The 13,916-nt window shown below is 63.4% G+C and carries 12 protein-coding genes; 6 read left to right on the forward strand and 6 right to left on the reverse strand.

The features are described from left to right. Positions 1-21 precede the first annotated feature (21 nt). Positions 22-1,260 carry a cyclic nucleotide-binding domain-containing protein gene (locus C7H84_RS10770; protein ID WP_121858795.1) on the reverse strand — a complete coding sequence of 413 codons (1,239 nt, stop codon included), beginning with the start codon at positions 1,258-1,260 and terminating at the stop codon, positions 22-24. Here C7H84_RS10770 and C7H84_RS36315 point away from each other — a divergent pair. Together C7H84_RS36315 and C7H84_RS10775 are read left to right on the forward strand one after the other, a co-directional pair. Then, a complete protein-coding gene (locus tag C7H84_RS36315; protein WP_162999258.1) occupies positions 1,246-1,713 on the forward strand; it encodes a hypothetical protein in 468 nt (155 codons plus the stop codon). The genes C7H84_RS10770 and C7H84_RS36315 overlap by 15 nt on opposite strands. Before the next feature lie 258 nt (positions 1,714-1,971). Next, on the forward strand, positions 1,972-2,874 hold the full coding sequence (locus C7H84_RS10775) for a hypothetical protein (RefSeq protein ID WP_162999259.1): 903 nt from the start codon (positions 1,972-1,974) through the stop codon (positions 2,872-2,874). A gap of 40 nt (positions 2,875-2,914) precedes the next feature. Here C7H84_RS10775 and C7H84_RS10780 read toward each other — a convergent pair whose 3' ends face one another. Then, a complete protein-coding gene (locus tag C7H84_RS10780; RefSeq protein WP_121858797.1) occupies positions 2,915-4,609 on the reverse strand; it encodes a bacteriophage N4 adsorption protein A in 1,695 nt (564 codons plus the stop codon). After that, positions 4,606-6,564: a glycosyl transferase family protein gene (locus C7H84_RS10785; protein WP_121858798.1), complete on the reverse strand. Its 1,959-nt coding sequence runs from the start codon at positions 6,562-6,564 to the stop codon at positions 4,606-4,608. The genes C7H84_RS10780 and C7H84_RS10785 overlap by 4 nt, the downstream gene beginning before the upstream one ends. Before the next feature lie 874 nt (positions 6,565-7,438). On the opposite strand from C7H84_RS10785, the gene C7H84_RS10795 reads away from it, so the two are divergent. The 3 genes from C7H84_RS10795 (at position 7,439) to C7H84_RS10805 (ending at position 10,465) form a co-directional block, all read left to right on the forward strand. Next, positions 7,439-7,735: a hypothetical protein gene (locus C7H84_RS10795; RefSeq protein WP_121858860.1), complete on the forward strand. Its 297-nt coding sequence runs from the start codon at positions 7,439-7,441 to the stop codon at positions 7,733-7,735. A 12-nt stretch (positions 7,736-7,747) separates the two neighbouring features. Further along, on the forward strand, positions 7,748-9,391 hold the full coding sequence (locus C7H84_RS10800) for a DUF2334 domain-containing protein (protein WP_121858800.1): 1,644 nt from the start codon (positions 7,748-7,750) through the stop codon (positions 9,389-9,391). A gap of 105 nt (positions 9,392-9,496) precedes the next feature. Then, positions 9,497-10,465, forward strand: a complete 969-nt coding sequence (locus C7H84_RS10805) for a hypothetical protein (RefSeq protein WP_121858801.1) — start codon at positions 9,497-9,499, stop codon at positions 10,463-10,465. A 134-nt stretch (positions 10,466-10,599) separates the two neighbouring features. On the opposite strand, the gene C7H84_RS10810 is transcribed toward C7H84_RS10805, so the two are convergent. Further along, positions 10,600-11,250 carry a glutathione S-transferase family protein gene (locus tag C7H84_RS10810; protein WP_121858802.1) on the reverse strand — a complete coding sequence of 217 codons (651 nt, stop codon included), beginning with the start codon at positions 11,248-11,250 and terminating at the stop codon, positions 10,600-10,602. Between the two features lie 301 nt (positions 11,251-11,551). Here C7H84_RS10810 and phaZ point away from each other — a divergent pair, with 301 nt between their 5' ends. Then, positions 11,552-12,910: a polyhydroxyalkanoate depolymerase gene (phaZ, locus tag C7H84_RS10815; RefSeq protein WP_121858803.1), complete on the forward strand. Its 1,359-nt coding sequence runs from the start codon at positions 11,552-11,554 to the stop codon at positions 12,908-12,910. A 118-nt stretch (positions 12,911-13,028) separates the two neighbouring features. On the opposite strand, the gene C7H84_RS10820 is transcribed toward phaZ, so the two are convergent. Next, positions 13,029-13,502: a DUF3761 domain-containing protein gene (locus C7H84_RS10820; protein ID WP_121858804.1), complete on the reverse strand. Its 474-nt coding sequence runs from the start codon at positions 13,500-13,502 to the stop codon at positions 13,029-13,031. A gap of 68 nt (positions 13,503-13,570) precedes the next feature. After that, positions 13,571-13,708, reverse strand: a complete 138-nt coding sequence (locus tag C7H84_RS36320) for an HHHH-motif protein (protein WP_162999260.1) — start codon at positions 13,706-13,708, stop codon at positions 13,571-13,573. Between the last annotated feature and the right edge of the window lie 208 nt (positions 13,709-13,916).

Genomic DNA, 13,916 nt, shown 5'->3' on the forward strand with positions numbered 1-13,916 from the left:
GCGTCTCCTTCGGGTCGTACGTTACGCGTCAGAGGAAGCCAGCGGCGCGGCCGCGGCCGGTGCCTTGGCCGCGCGCACGGCATCCAGCACACGTCGCTCGATCTCTTCGACCTCGATCGGATCGAGCTTCAACTCACGGCGCATCACCCACGACACTTCGTTGCGCCGCGCTTCCGTCATCACGGAGAACAGCTTGTCGGCCACCGCGCGATCGTCGAGGCTCGCGATCAGCTTCGCGAGATCGTACGTATCGAATGCGCTGATCACGTCGAACAGCGTGCGCTGGTCGACCCCCACGATATCCTCGAGCGCGTGCACGTCGCCGCCGGCGCGCGGGGCGCGCCGCGAGAAATACGCGACGCCCTTCTGCTCGACGTAACCGAGCACTTTCGACTTGCGGAACGCGAACACCTCGTCCGCGATCTCGCCGTGCGACAGCTTGTTGAGCAGCAGCTTCCGGTCGACGCCGATCAGCGCTTCGAGATCGGCCAGCTCGATCAGCTCGAGCTCGCTGTTGATCGACAGATCGAGGTCGTGATCGGCGACCTGCTGCGCGCGATCGATCACGCGCGCGGCGTCGAACGTGACGACCTGGCGCGCATCCGACGATGCCGCGTAATCGGCCGCGCCGCCGGCATGGTCGGCCTGCGCGGCTTCGATCGTGACGAGATTGAGTTTTTCCATGCGGCGCAGCATCGCCAGCACGTGCGGCCGCGAATGGCCGGCGATCGCGCGGCAGCGGCGGATCACGTCCGCGAGCGGCACCGATGCCTCCGCCGCGTGCGCCTGCATCGGCCGCCGCGACCATGCATCGTCCGAGCCGCGCGTATCGGCGCCCGCCATCAGCGACAGCACATGCGCATACGACAGCACGCCCGGCATGAAGTCCGCATGCGTATAGGTCGCGAGCTGGTCGTCCTTGCGCTTCACGCGGCGAACCATCGTGCGCACGATGTGGCGAAGCAGCGCGGACACATGTTCGATTTCCTCGTCGAGCATCGCCGCCGGCACGACCGTGAGCTGGCAGAAAGACAGCGCCTTCGCGGTATGCGCGCGCGGCTCGGCCGCGAGCAGCGCCGATTCGCCGAAGAACTCGCCGCGCCCGAGCGTCGCAACGACGACGCGCTTGTCCTCGCAGCGCGTCGACAGCTCGACCTTGCCTTCGGCGATCAGGAAGATGACGGGCTCGCCGGCGAAGCCCTCCGAGTAGACGATCTCTCCGGGCGCGGCCGTACGCGTCCACGATTGCTGACGATTCAAGTTGGTTCCCCTGCTGCGCTGGTTGTTGCGGACTGCGCGTCGCATGTCGCATGCATGCGATCGGCAGCCATCCCCGTGCCCGTTTTAACGTCACCGGCAACGGCATCCTTTAGCGAAATCCTGCTCGTAACTGAGGAAAATCAACGTGAAACGTTTGCGGGTTGCCGCATCGTCAGCAGATTGTTCAACGCGTGTGCATCCGTGCGTGCGCCCCCGCCCGCAAGCGGCGCACGACACGGCCATCGCGAACGATGCGGCCTTGATCGTGAGCACGGCAGTGTCGGCGAAGCCGAAGCCGAAGCCGAAGGCAAAGTCGAAGTCGTCGAAGCCAAAGCCGAAGTCGAAGTCGGAGTCGAAGTCGGAGTCGAAGTCGAAGTCGAAGTCGAAGCCAAAGTCAAAGCCGAATCGCAGCGCGTATACCCGGATGCACCGCCCACGCCGGTCGCTAGGTGATTCGCCGTCGCGCCGACGGAACCAATGCCCGCGCCGAAACGTTTCGGGATGCTGCCTTTTTGATCACGAACCGGCCGCGCAGCAATTTCCATTCCGCGTCATCCGCCCCCTTATTGCGCGTATCGTACGATAATTATCTTTTATTTTCGTCTAAAATCGCGCTTCTTCTTACCTTAGGATGGAAACGAAGTTTTGATTAAGCTGACGAAAACACTCTCGCGCACGGCCATTGCCGCATGCGTTGCCTTTGCCGGGCTGATGCCCTTGTCCCAATCCGCCAATGCCCAGGTCGAACCGCTGAAGAATCCCGTCTACGGGGTCACGCTCGACGATCTGACGAAACTGGATGCGATCGTCGCGTCGCTGCAGAACCTGCCGTACCGGCCGACCGTGCGTGTCGTGTTCGATCCGGGCACGCCGGCCACCGACTACTACGCACCGCTGCTGCGCCTGCACGCAGTCGCGTACGTGATGGGCGAAGTCTACGATTCCTACTATTTCCCGACGGATCTCACGACCTACAAGGCGCGCACGCAGGAACTGGTGTCGCAGCTGAAGAACACCGTCGACGTGTGGGAGATCGCCAACGAAATCAACGGCGAATGGCTGCGCACCGATCCGAGCGGCACGAACACCGTGGTCAATGCGGAAGAGCAGCAGATCGGCCAGATGGTCGCCGCGGCCAACACGATCGTTAAGGCGAACGGCGGCAAGACGGCGATCACGCTGTACTACAACGACGACAGCAAGGGCACCAACTGCTGGGAGAAGCCTCAGGATTACTGGAAGACCTGGCCGACGAGCTTCCTCTCGTCGACGGTTCGCCAGCAGGCCGACTATGCGCTGTTCAGCTACTACCCGTATCAGGATTGCCCGGGGCTGAATCCGTCGTGGAACAACGACTTCGCGGCGCTCGAAAGCATCTTCCCGAACGCGAAGGTCGGCTTCGGCGAAATCGGTACGTCGGACATCGCCGCGCCGGCGTCGGTGCAGCAGAACCTGATCAAGACCTACTACCCGATGGTCAACAGCATGACCGATCCGCGTTTCATCGGCGGATTCTTCTGGTGGAACTACGCCGAGCAGATGGTCCCGTATTCGACGAGCACCTACTTCCAGTTGTTGCGTCAGACGATCATCCCGCTCAAGTCGCCCAACTGATCGCTTCATCAGCCGGTCGCTCCAGCGTCAGCGCAGCCGCTCAGAACCACAATGTCGCGCGCACCACGAGACCACGTGCGCGGGCCGCTGACGTCAACCCGAACCGGTATTGCACCGTCACGTCGAGATAGCTTGCCGGCGCGGTATACCTGCCTTCACGAAACCAGTACCTGAACTGGACCCCCGGCCCCGCGCCGATTGCCGTCTTGTCCGGCTGACGGTTGTCATGATCGCCGGCCACCGCGGCGTGCGGATACACGGTCAGCCGATCGCTGATCATCGGCAAACGCCACGTGTGCCCGTAACGCAACTCCGAATAGATGATGTATCGGCCTGCCCGGATGAAATACGCCCCTTCGACATACGCCTGCCAGCTCCGCCAGCTCGGTTCGGTGACCCGCAGGTCGGTGCCCGCTTCCGACGAATAGCCCAGGCGCATCAGCCAGTCCGTCGTCGACAGGCTACCGATGTGGAACAGCCGCTCGGCGGTCATCACCACGTTCTGGTCGGGTATCGGCTTGTAACGTACACCCACCGAACCTTGTACGGTCGGCATGCCGGTCACGTTGCCCGTGCCGTCGTAGGCCGTGCCGTATCCGCGCACGAAGAACTGGAGGATCCGGCCGTTCCGATAGCCGATCTTCGGGGGCTGCCAGTACGCCTCGACACCCGGCTGGAGCACGCTGATGGTGCCTTGCGGGCCGAATGCGGCCGACTGGTACGGCGCGCTCAGCACGAACCCCCAGGTACGCTCCAGTTGTTCGACTTCCCGCCGATAGCCGAACTTGCGCTGCGCGTCGAACGCGTGTTCGTCTTCGTCCGCGTCGAGACTGTGCTCGAACATCTGGACGGACTGCTCGTTCAGTCCGATCCGCTTGGCGGCGTAGCCCGCGTCCGCGTAGTTCATCGCGTTGCCGGCGCCGCCTGCAAAACCGTCCCGGAATGCGTCGAGCGCCTCGCGATCCTTGTGTTCGCGCAGGAGGTCGTAGGCCTGCTGCAACTTCTGTTGCGCGGTATCGTCCACCGGCGCCTGGGGCGGCACATCGGCTTGCCGCGCCTGCGCCAGGATCGACGCGGCCATGTTCCGCTCGGCATCGGTCGACGCGTCGCCGGCCGCAAGCTCGGCCACGCGGATGGCGCTGTCGCGGTCGCCCGCCTGCAAGCTCATCTGCGCGATACGCAACTGGATCACGGCCGATTTTTCATCGGCCAGCGGCGCAAGTGCGACGCCAGCCTCGTGCGGACGATTCGCCGCGAGCGCACTGTCCGACCACGCGAGGCGCAAGTTGCGCTGCTGCTCCTTGCTCCAGTTTCCAGTCGCGACGGCCGCCGAGAAATTGCTGCACGCGACGTCGTAGTGCATCTGCCGCTGCGCCAGATAGCCATGCTGCGCCAGTACCGGCGCGCTTTTCGGAAAACGAACGCTCAGCGACTCCAGCAGCGCGTCCGCTTCGTCGACTTTCCCTTCGCGCCGGTACACATCGACGAGCAACAGCCCGAGTTGTTCGCTTCCCGGCTGAATCTTGAGGGCGCGCAACGTATACGCTTCCGCGCGGGGCAGGTCGCCTGCGTTGATCGCCTTGTAGGCGCCATCGGCGAGCCGGTAAGCCTTGGGGTTGAGCTGTTGGGCGGCGGAGGCCGGAGCCTGCCAGGCGAGCGACATGGCGATCGCCAGGGCGCTCAACCGTGCGCAGCGCTTGAAGCCGACAGCAATCGGACGTGTTGAGCACTTCATGCCTGTTCTCCGGACGGCTTTTTCACCGCAAATGCCTGCAGCTTCGCATCGTCGCCGTCGCGCAGCCGCGCGATTTCGACGAAACGGGAGTGCCGGGCGAGTTCGGCGGTGATCTCTGCATCGCAGGCAATGAAATAGGCCACGTTCGATCTGGCGCCGCGCCGCACGACGTCCTGTTCGTCCTGCGTGAGCGGTCGCCCGACCGCGACGTTCAGCGTCCCGTCGTCCGCGGTCGAAAACGGCACGGCGCGATACGCGTACTGCAGCTCGAATGCCAGCGAGTCCGCGAAGTGGCCCACCGCGACGTTGCCCAGGCTCACCCGCGGCAGCTCCGCCTGCTCGGCGATCGCGTCGGCCAGCGATTCGGTCGACAGCGCGCCGCCTTCGAGCAACAGCTCGCCCAGCCGCTTGCCGCATGTCAGTTGTTTCTCGAGGCTGACCTGCAATTGCGCCAGTGAGACCACACCCCAGCCGACCAGGATCTCGCCGATCTTGAGGCGCACTTTCCCGAGCTGTTCGTTCGACAGGTAGGTGTGACTGGTCTTGTCCCACGCGATGGGCTTGCCGCTCGCCAGGTGGCCGACATAGATGCGCCACGCGCGACTCACCGCGCAGAAATTGATCAGGTTGTTGACGAACATCCTCGGGATCGAAAGCAGCCCCTGGAGCGGACCGTTCAGCCTGCTGACAAAGTGGACGCGCTGTGCGACGCGGGCGAACAGCATGACGGTGTTCACCCACATCAGCGGCGCGACCCATGCACTGGCCGCGACGAGGCGAGTGTCGACCGGGATGACGTGCCCGACTCGCTGAAGGGCGGCCAGCGACACGAAGTTGAGCAGCACGCCATAGGCAATCACCGAAAACAGCGACGTCACGATGCCCTTGCGATCGCGGAAGAACATATAGCGGGTGCGGAGGTCGCCCTTCCAGCCGAGTTGCTCCCACCCTTGAAACGCGATGCCGAGAATCCAGCGCGCGCGCTGCCGGTACGCAGTGCGGAATGTCTTCGGAAAATACTCGCGCGTGGCCAGCAGGTTTCGATTGGCGGCTCTCTCCTTTGCGCGCGGGCCGCCGGTGTCGTGCGCGACGTCCGAAAGCGGAAAGCGGGCGAAGGTTTCCCTCATGCCGAGGTCTCTCAAGCGGAAGCTGAAGTCATAGTCCTCGGTCAACGAACTCGTGTTGAACGGGCACCCGTCGCGCTCCTTCATCGCCGCTTCGATCGAACGCCGGCTGTAGCACGATGCAACCCCTGCGCCCGGGACGACACCGGTCAGACGAGCTCGCGCCGGCACGTCCTTCTGGTGCGTTTCGCTGAAATCGTCGAGATAGCAGCCGGCGACGAACTCGTTCCATTTCCGCGGCAACGACAGGACGGGCAACTGGACCAGGTCGCTCTCCGCCACCGCATGGTTGAGGTACTTGAGTTCAATCGGATGAATGACATCTTCGCAGTCGTGCATGACCACGCCCGCGAATTGAATATGATGGACGCCTTCGTAGCGCAGGATGGCTTCGAGAATCCAGTTCAGGCAGTCTGCCTTGCAGGTCGGCCCGTCGTTCATGACCGTGGCACGCGTCACCCTGCCCGGATACCGGCGGACCATCCGTTCGACTTCCGCCGTGGTTTCGGCGTCGTTGTGATAGGTGCCGACGAAGATGACATACCGCTCGTACTCGATGGTCGCCAAGGTGTTTTCAATCATCTTGGCGATCACGTCATACTCTTTCCAGGCTGGCACCATGAGCGCCAGGTGGCGCTCTTCCTGCGCGCGCAGCATGGCGATATCGATGGTCTGCGATTTCTCGCGACGCCAAATTCGCCCGATTTCGAATGACCAGTAAAAGGCATCCAGCGTAAGGTCATCCAGTGTGCTGATGAAGATAACGATGGCGGTAACAATGGCGACAATGTTGAGCGCATATAAATACGCACTCCATATCATATTATCCATATTTTTTCGCGCTCTCTTGTTGCCTGAATCTCTTCCGCTCGAACCAACGCGAGACGAAACGCTCCCCGTCCCCGTCGCCCCCGTCACGCCCACTCTTTGGCTAGCGCCACACCAATACCCGTCGCGCTCAAAAGACTCGATCACGCGTCGAGCGCTATTGATACGACCACGTAGCATCACCAAAAATGCAACGTGTTCAGTGGATGACTTTCGACAGCTGCTTCCCCGCCTGCTTGCCTCCGTCCGTGCATTCGCCAAGTGCTTTCAGCCGTTTCCGATCCAACGCCTCGCGGTGCGCCCCGTGCACCGTCTTCTCGACGCAAAACTCTTCTAGCAAGTGGCACGCCATCGCCGCGCAACCCTTGAACCGTAGGGGAACCGCGGTGTGTCGTACGCGATCGTAGAAGCGAATCCTGGCCAAATGTTTCAGTGCTGAAACATGCGCTCGCGCGATTCGATGGAAGGGGTTTGGCAGGTCCGCTGCCCGGTCGCGGTCGCGCGTGCGTCCCAACCGACTCGATTGCTGCGTTGACGTGTGCGGAGCGCGGCGCATGACTGGCTTTCCCCGCCCGTCCCAACAGGCTTTACCTGTTTGTCGGATCAAATTCGGGACATGAGCGGCGTTGCATCCGTGAAACGTTTATCGAAACAATTTTTGACCGCCGAGACGCACCAATTTCGATGCCTCGGCCCGGCGCCCATTTGCGACCGATGGTACGGATCTAGCTTGAAAGCCAAGCTATCCGGTTTCGTTTCGTTAACCGGTATCAAGCGCAAAAAAAATCACGACATAACACAAGGGTTTAATTGGTATTGGGGCGTGCTCGTTTCGTTAACGAGATGAATTTAATTTTCATATCAGAGGATGAAAATCATGCCCACGCAACGCAACCGATCTTTTCGAAACGGGTTAAGCACCGTTGGACTTCTCCTTGCATTGAGTTCCGCGCTCGTCGTCACCGGCGCGGTTCAGCATGCGGGTGCGCAGCAGACGAACAAGTCGTCCGGCGGCAAGGTCACGCCCCCGCCATTGCCGAACGGCTCCGCACAGGTCCACGTGAAGCCCGGCATGTCCGAAGAGGAGTGGGAAAAGGCATACAAGGAGACCGGGCGCCCGAAGTTCAGCCAGCGTTCCGTCAAGAGAAGCGGCGGCAACGTGGAACGCGACTAGGGAGAAACGGCCATGAAAAAGATCTTGATCGTCATAGCCCTGCTCGCCGGACTCGCGCAAATGACCTTGCCGGGCACGGCGCACGCGCAGACCACCACCGCACATACGCTCGTGCTGTACGACAATCCGGCCAACGACCCGTATTCGAAGCTCGGCCTGATGTACAGCATCATGTTGAGGAACCTGCTCGGCCACTTCAATACGACCGTCGATCTGGTTCCGATACAGAACTACACGCCCGGCATGATCGGGAGCCACGACGCCACGTTCTATATCGGCGACTACTACAACAATCCGATTCCGGCGGCATTCATGAGTGACGTGATGACCGCCACGAAAACCGTGGTCTGGTTCAAGTACAACTTGTGGCAGCTCGCATGGAACACGGCCTACACGTTCAACCAGACGTTCGGGTTCAGCTTTCTGGGCATTGCCGGGATGAACGCGCCGCCTTCGTCGAGCAATCCGAATCCCGGCTTCTACGACACGGTCACGTACAAGAACCTGTCGATGGTCAAGTACTACGCGTACAACGCATCAACCGGTGCCATCAACGCCGACCCGGAAGTCGGACTGACGCAAGTCGTAGATGGCACCAAGGCACAAGTGCTCGTCACCATGACGAACAGCAAGAGCGGGGCCACCACGCCGTACGTGATGCGCTCGGGCAAGTTCTGGTACTTCGCCGACATGCCGTTTTCCTACATCGGCCCGACGGATCGCTACCTCGTGATATGCGACATGCTGCACGACATCCTGCAGACGAATGCACCGGTGAATCATCGTGCGCTCGTTCGTCTCGAGGATCTCGACGTGTATACGACGACGAGTTCGATGAGACAGCTGACGGATTACCTGTACTCGAAGCGGATCAAGTTCACGATGGCAACGATTCCGTTGTATGCCGATCCGAACGGGTATTACAACGGCGGTGTACCGCAGACGATTCACCTCGCGCAGGCAACGGGCCTCAAGAGCGCGTTGAACTATGCACTCTTGCGCGGCGGCTCGATCGTGATGCACGGCTATACGCACCAGTACGACTCGACGCCTAACCTTCTGAATGCGGTCAGCGGCAGCGACTACGAGTTCTGGTATGCGGTCCAGAACCGCCCGGTCGATGAGGATTCCGTACAATGGGCGAAAGGCAGAATGGCCGATGGCCTGCTCGAGTTCACGCTAAACGGGTACAAGGTCGTCGGCTGGGCTGCGCCGCAGTACCAGATGTCGCCGAATGCAGCAACGGCCACGGCGCAGACGTTCCCGACCACGTTCCAGCGGGCCGTCTATTACACGTCGACCAATCCGCAAATCGGAACGGGGGCGCCCAACCAGGACTTTTCGGCCGGGCAGTTTTTCCCGTACATCATCAATTCCGATTACTACGGGCAGCGGATCATTCCGGAGAATCTGGGCAGCCTTCAGTACAACATCTGCAAGGTCGACCCGTTCTCGTGCATCACGTATACGTGGCAGCAAATGGTCACCAATGCGCAATACGGTCTGGCGGTGCGGGACGGCTTCGCGTCGTTCTTCTTCCATCCGTACTGGCTTGAGCCCGATCTCGGATTGCCCGCCTTGCAGGACTTCCAGAGTCTCGTGACCGGCATTACGAATCTCGGCTATACATGGGTGGACGGCACGACGGCCAAGTGACGCGAGCTGGCAGCAGCCTCGTGCGACCCGCATCGGCAATGCGGGTCGCACGTTTGCGTTTGATCGGCTACGATGACGCGCGGGAATGTTTCCCGGGAGGCAGCGATGACCACCTACGCCATCCCGGCCTTGCGCAGGCTTCAACAGCGTATCGGCCGGTTCCGACGGGCCGTCCGGCCGCGCCGGCGCACGCACGCGGCGCGTTCGTCCCGCGCGGCGACGCTGGCGGCCATCGGCGCATCGCTCGCCATGGCCGCCTGTAGCTGGACGGCTCACGACGTGCATGCTGACGGGATCGTGTGGCAGGTGGACAACACCACAATCAATCCCGTCGGCAACTGGCACCAGCTCGGCGTGCACGATCTGCTGATCCAGTGGACGGTCGTCGACGACACCGCGTACCTTGCCAACACCCGCATCCGTCCCGCGGCGCACCTTCCCGATTGGGACCGCATCGGTCGCGAGCCCTGGGCCAGAAACGTCATCCTGGGTCTGGCCGGCTACCAGGACGAGAAGCGTGCGCGCAGCCATCTGTCGACGCTCGCCGACCAATCCGCGGAGATCGCGCGCGCACCGGTTCCGATGCATGTCACCGGTTACTACTTCCCGGTCGAAATCGATCCGACCTGGCAGGACGCACCGAAACTTGCCGAGATTCTGAAGCGCTTGCCGCGCCCGCTGTGGGTGAGCGTGTACGACCAGACCAATATCGGCGGAAAGGCGCTGGCGGACTGGCTCGCATTGTGGCTGCCGTCCGATGTCGGTGTGTTCTTCCAGGACGGGTGCGGCGTCTATGCGCGCGAACCCCACGTCGCGCGCACCTACGTCGACGAGTTGGCCTCGCGCCTGGGAAAACAACGTGTGCAGATGATCGCGGAAGCTTTCCGGCCCGCCGAGCATGGTGGCTTCCGTGCGGCCAGCGCCGAAGAACTGAGCAGGCAGCTGGCGACCTACCGCGGCTATCCAGTCTATCTGTTCGATGGTCCGCACTATGTGTCGGACAATCTCACACGTGAGCTGCTGACTCGACCGGCCAAGCCGCCCGCGGCGGGGCTCGCCGGAACGAGTCCGTGAGCCTGACGCGGCGGGCCGTGATGCCCGACGGATCGTGCGTGAGCTGAACGCGCGTAGCCGCAGCGGCAGTTCGTTTCGCTGAGCGTGCCTGTCATCCGACTGAAAGCGGCGCTGCGGCGCTGCGGCGCAGCGGGTCAGAATTCCATATCGAGTTCGTCGATGTCCTCGTGCTCCGCTTTCGCCGCGTCGATCCACTCCGCGACGAACGGATGCGCGAGCATGCGCATGCAGTAGTCGGCGATATCGGGGGGAAGCTTCACGTCGTAGGTCAGGAATCGTGTGACGACCGGCGCGTACATCGCATCCGCGATACCGATCTGCGCCCCGAACAGCCAGGGGCCGCCGTACGCGGACAGACATTCGCGCCAGATCGTCAAGATGCGCTCGATGTCGTGCTGCGCACGCGACCAGATCCGGAAACCGGGAAAATGCGCACGCAGGTTCATCGGCAGCGCGGAGCGCAAGGCGCTGAAACCGGAGTGCATCTCGCCGCAGATCGAACGGCAATGCGCACGCGCATGCCGATCGTCGGGTAACAGCCGCGCCTGCGGCCGGATCTCGTTCAGGTATTCGGCAATCGCGAGCGTGTCCCACACCGTGCTGCCGTCGTGCGTCAGGCACGGCACGAGAATCGATGGCGAGAGCAGCAGCAACTCCGCGCGCGATGTCGCATCGATCGGCACGCTGACCGTCTCGAATGCGATTCCGCTCAGCTTCGCGAGCAGCCAGCCGCGCATCGACCACGACGAATAATTGCGGCTGCTGATGGTCAACGTCGATTCCATGTCGCTCCCCTGCTGATTACCGTTCGCGCCCCTGCACCGGAAGCGCACGCCGCGCCGTGCGAACCGCACCACGCCTGTGCGGCGCATTCGCCGAAGTGGCGCAGCGCCGCACCGTGCAGCGGCCGGATCGGCACGCGCGCCCCGCTGCCGCCGTGTTCGGCGTGCGCGCATCCGGGTGGACGGGCTGCATGAACCGCCACGGTTCACGCCGCATTCAGGAACTGCGTGCAACGCGCGTGCCAGCGCATGCTGGCACACCGCTTGCCTCGCTAAACGCAACGTGACGCACTGAGCGACGGCCATGAACCTGCTTGCCTATCCGCTTTACCAATGGTCTGCGGAATGCCTGCGCCCGGCGCGCGCGTTCGCGGCCGCCACGCGCGCGACGATGGCGCTGTGGCCGCCCGCCACGTCGACACCCACGGGCCGCATGATCGACGCACTGTGCGAACTGCTCGAATGCTGCGCGTTCTCGCACCGGCGTCCGCCGTTCGGAATCGCGTCGATCGTCGTCGACGGCAAGTCGATGCCCATCCTCGAGGAAGCCGCGGCCGCGACGCCGTTCGGCACGCTGCTGCATTTCCGCAAGCCGCGAACGGTTGCACGCCAGCCGCGCGTGCTGATCGTCGCGCCGATGTCCGGGCACTTCGCGACGCTGTTGCGCGGCACGGTCAGCACGATGCTGGCCGATCACGACGTGTACATCACCGACTGGCACAACCCGCGCGACATCCCGCTGTCGGCCGGGCGCTTCGGCTTCGACGAATACGTCACGCACGTGATCGATTTCATTCGGCACATCGGCCCGGACGCGCACGTGCTTGCGATCTGCCAACCGACCGTCGCCGCGCTTTCGGCGGTCGCGCTGATGGCCGCCGCCGGCGATCCGGCACAGCCCGCGAGCCTGACGCTGATGGCGGGGCCGATCGACTGCCGCGTGAATCCGACGAAGGTCAACGCGCTCGCGACAAGCCGGCCGATCGAGTGGTTCGCGCGCAACCTGATTAGCGTGGTGCCATCGGGCTTCGTCGGGGCGCAGCGTTGCGTGTATCCGGGCTTCGTGCAGGTCGGTGCTTTCATGTCGATGAATCCCGACCGCCATGCGGCGTCGTTTGCCGATCTCTACTTCGAGCGTGCGAAAGGCGATCCGGCGAAAGCCGACACGCTGCGCCGCTTCTACGACGAATACTTCGCGACGACCGATCTCACCGCGGAGTTCTATCTGGAGACGGTCGAGAAAGTGTTCCAGCAATACGCGCTCGCGCGCGGCGAACTGACGGTCGGCGACCGGCTGGTGGAGCCTGCCGCGATCCACCGCACCGCGCTGCTGACGGTCGAGGGCGAGAAGGACGATATCTGCGCGGTGGGCCAGACCGTGGCCGCGCAGGAGCTGTGTTCGGGGTTGCCGTCGTACCTGAAAACGCACCACGTGCAGACGGGCGCGGGCCACTACGGCGTGTTCAACGGCAGCCGCTGGGAAACGCAGATCTATCCGATCGTGCGTGCGACGATCCACGACAACGAGCCGTACGACCGCACCGCCGGCCCCGATGGCGACGTGAGCGGCGCGCACTACGTGACGCTGCGGGCGTTGCTCGATGCGCGCTCAACCGTGCGCGACGCGGCGACGCCCGTCATGCAATCCGATCACGTGCGCTGAACCCGCGCTGTCGCGCCGAGCGGCGCGGCACCCGGCATCGCGGCGAATCGCCCGGCCCGGGGCGCGGGGCACCATGCCGGGCCACGCGCGGGCGCCCGGCCCGCGCGTGCCGCCTGCGTTACGAACAGGCCTTGCCGTGCGACGCGTGATAGCCCTTGGCCTTCGCATCGGCTTCCGACATGTAGCTGCCGTGCTTGGCCTTGCCGTAGTACTTGTCGGTCGAGCAGTGGTAGACCTTCGTGCTGTCGTTGGCCCATACCTTGCCCGCTCCGCCGCCCGGCGCCGCCGCAGCCGCAGCCGCCGTCGCGGGCGCGTTCTTCACCGGTGCGGCGCCGGACGCCGCGGAAGCGGACGCCGCAACCGCGGGCGCCGCGGCCGGCGCGCTGGCCGCAACGGCCGACGACGCGCCGTACCACGTCTTCACGCCCTTGTGGCCCGCGCATGCGCCCTTCTTCGACGCGCCCGAGTAGAACGAGCCGTCCTTGCACAAGCCCGTCGTGCCGGCCGGCGCGCTCGCCGGAACCTGCGCGAACGCACCGATCGACACACCCATGCCGGCGACGAGCGCGGCCATCAACATCGTCTTTTTCATGATCCTCTCCTGATTTGCCTGAATGCTGGAAGCGCCGCGACGCCATGTCGGGCGTACCGCGTCGCGGGTCAATGTACCCAGCGGCAGATGCGGTGATGGTGGTGATCGAAATGGCACACGCGGTGCGAATGGGCTTCGGCCAGCGCCGGTGTAAGGACGGCGCAGGCGACGGCCGCCACGGTCAGAATCTTCGCGATGCGGGTCATGACATTCTCCTGGATAGGTCAGCCGGTGGCCCGGCTGTCCTTCCTTAACGCCCGTCGCGGGGACGCCGTGCACGGCATGGCGTCGAATTGACCATCTTTGACACGGTGTAACGAAACGTCACGCGAAGCTGACGATCGGCTGTCTGTTTTTTGTTCTGATGAACGCGCCGAACGCATGGGATCCCGAAGAGGGCGAAAGCGGCCCGAA

This window comes from Burkholderia sp. Nafp2/4-1b (assembly GCF_003635165.1).
Lineage (GTDB): Bacteria > Pseudomonadota > Gammaproteobacteria > Burkholderiales > Burkholderiaceae > Burkholderia.

Bases quoted from the DNA above. Each gene is read 5' to 3' on its own strand.
- C7H84_RS10775 (WP_162999259.1), top strand. From the start codon at position 1,972: ATGCCCTTGTCCCAATCCGCCAATGCCCAGGTCGAACCGCTGAAGAAT.
- C7H84_RS10780 (WP_121858797.1), bottom strand. From the start codon at position 4,609: ATGAAGTGCTCAACACGTCCGATTGCTGTCGGCTTCAAGCGCTGCGCA.
- C7H84_RS10785 (WP_121858798.1), bottom strand. From the start codon at position 6,564: ATGGATAATATGATATGGAGTGCGTATTTATATGCGCTCAACATTGTC.
- C7H84_RS10795 (WP_121858860.1), top strand. From the start codon at position 7,439: ATGCCCACGCAACGCAACCGATCTTTTCGAAACGGGTTAAGCACCGTT.
- C7H84_RS10800 (WP_121858800.1), top strand. From the start codon at position 7,748: ATGAAAAAGATCTTGATCGTCATAGCCCTGCTCGCCGGACTCGCGCAA.
- C7H84_RS10805 (WP_121858801.1), top strand. From the start codon at position 9,497: ATGACCACCTACGCCATCCCGGCCTTGCGCAGGCTTCAACAGCGTATC.
- C7H84_RS10810 (WP_121858802.1), bottom strand. From the start codon at position 11,250: ATGGAATCGACGTTGACCATCAGCAGCCGCAATTATTCGTCGTGGTCG.
- phaZ (WP_121858803.1), top strand. From the start codon at position 11,552: ATGAACCTGCTTGCCTATCCGCTTTACCAATGGTCTGCGGAATGCCTG.
- C7H84_RS10820 (WP_121858804.1), bottom strand. From the start codon at position 13,502: ATGAAAAAGACGATGTTGATGGCCGCGCTCGTCGCCGGCATGGGTGTG.
- C7H84_RS36320 (WP_162999260.1), bottom strand. From the start codon at position 13,708: ATGACCCGCATCGCGAAGATTCTGACCGTGGCGGCCGTCGCCTGCGCC.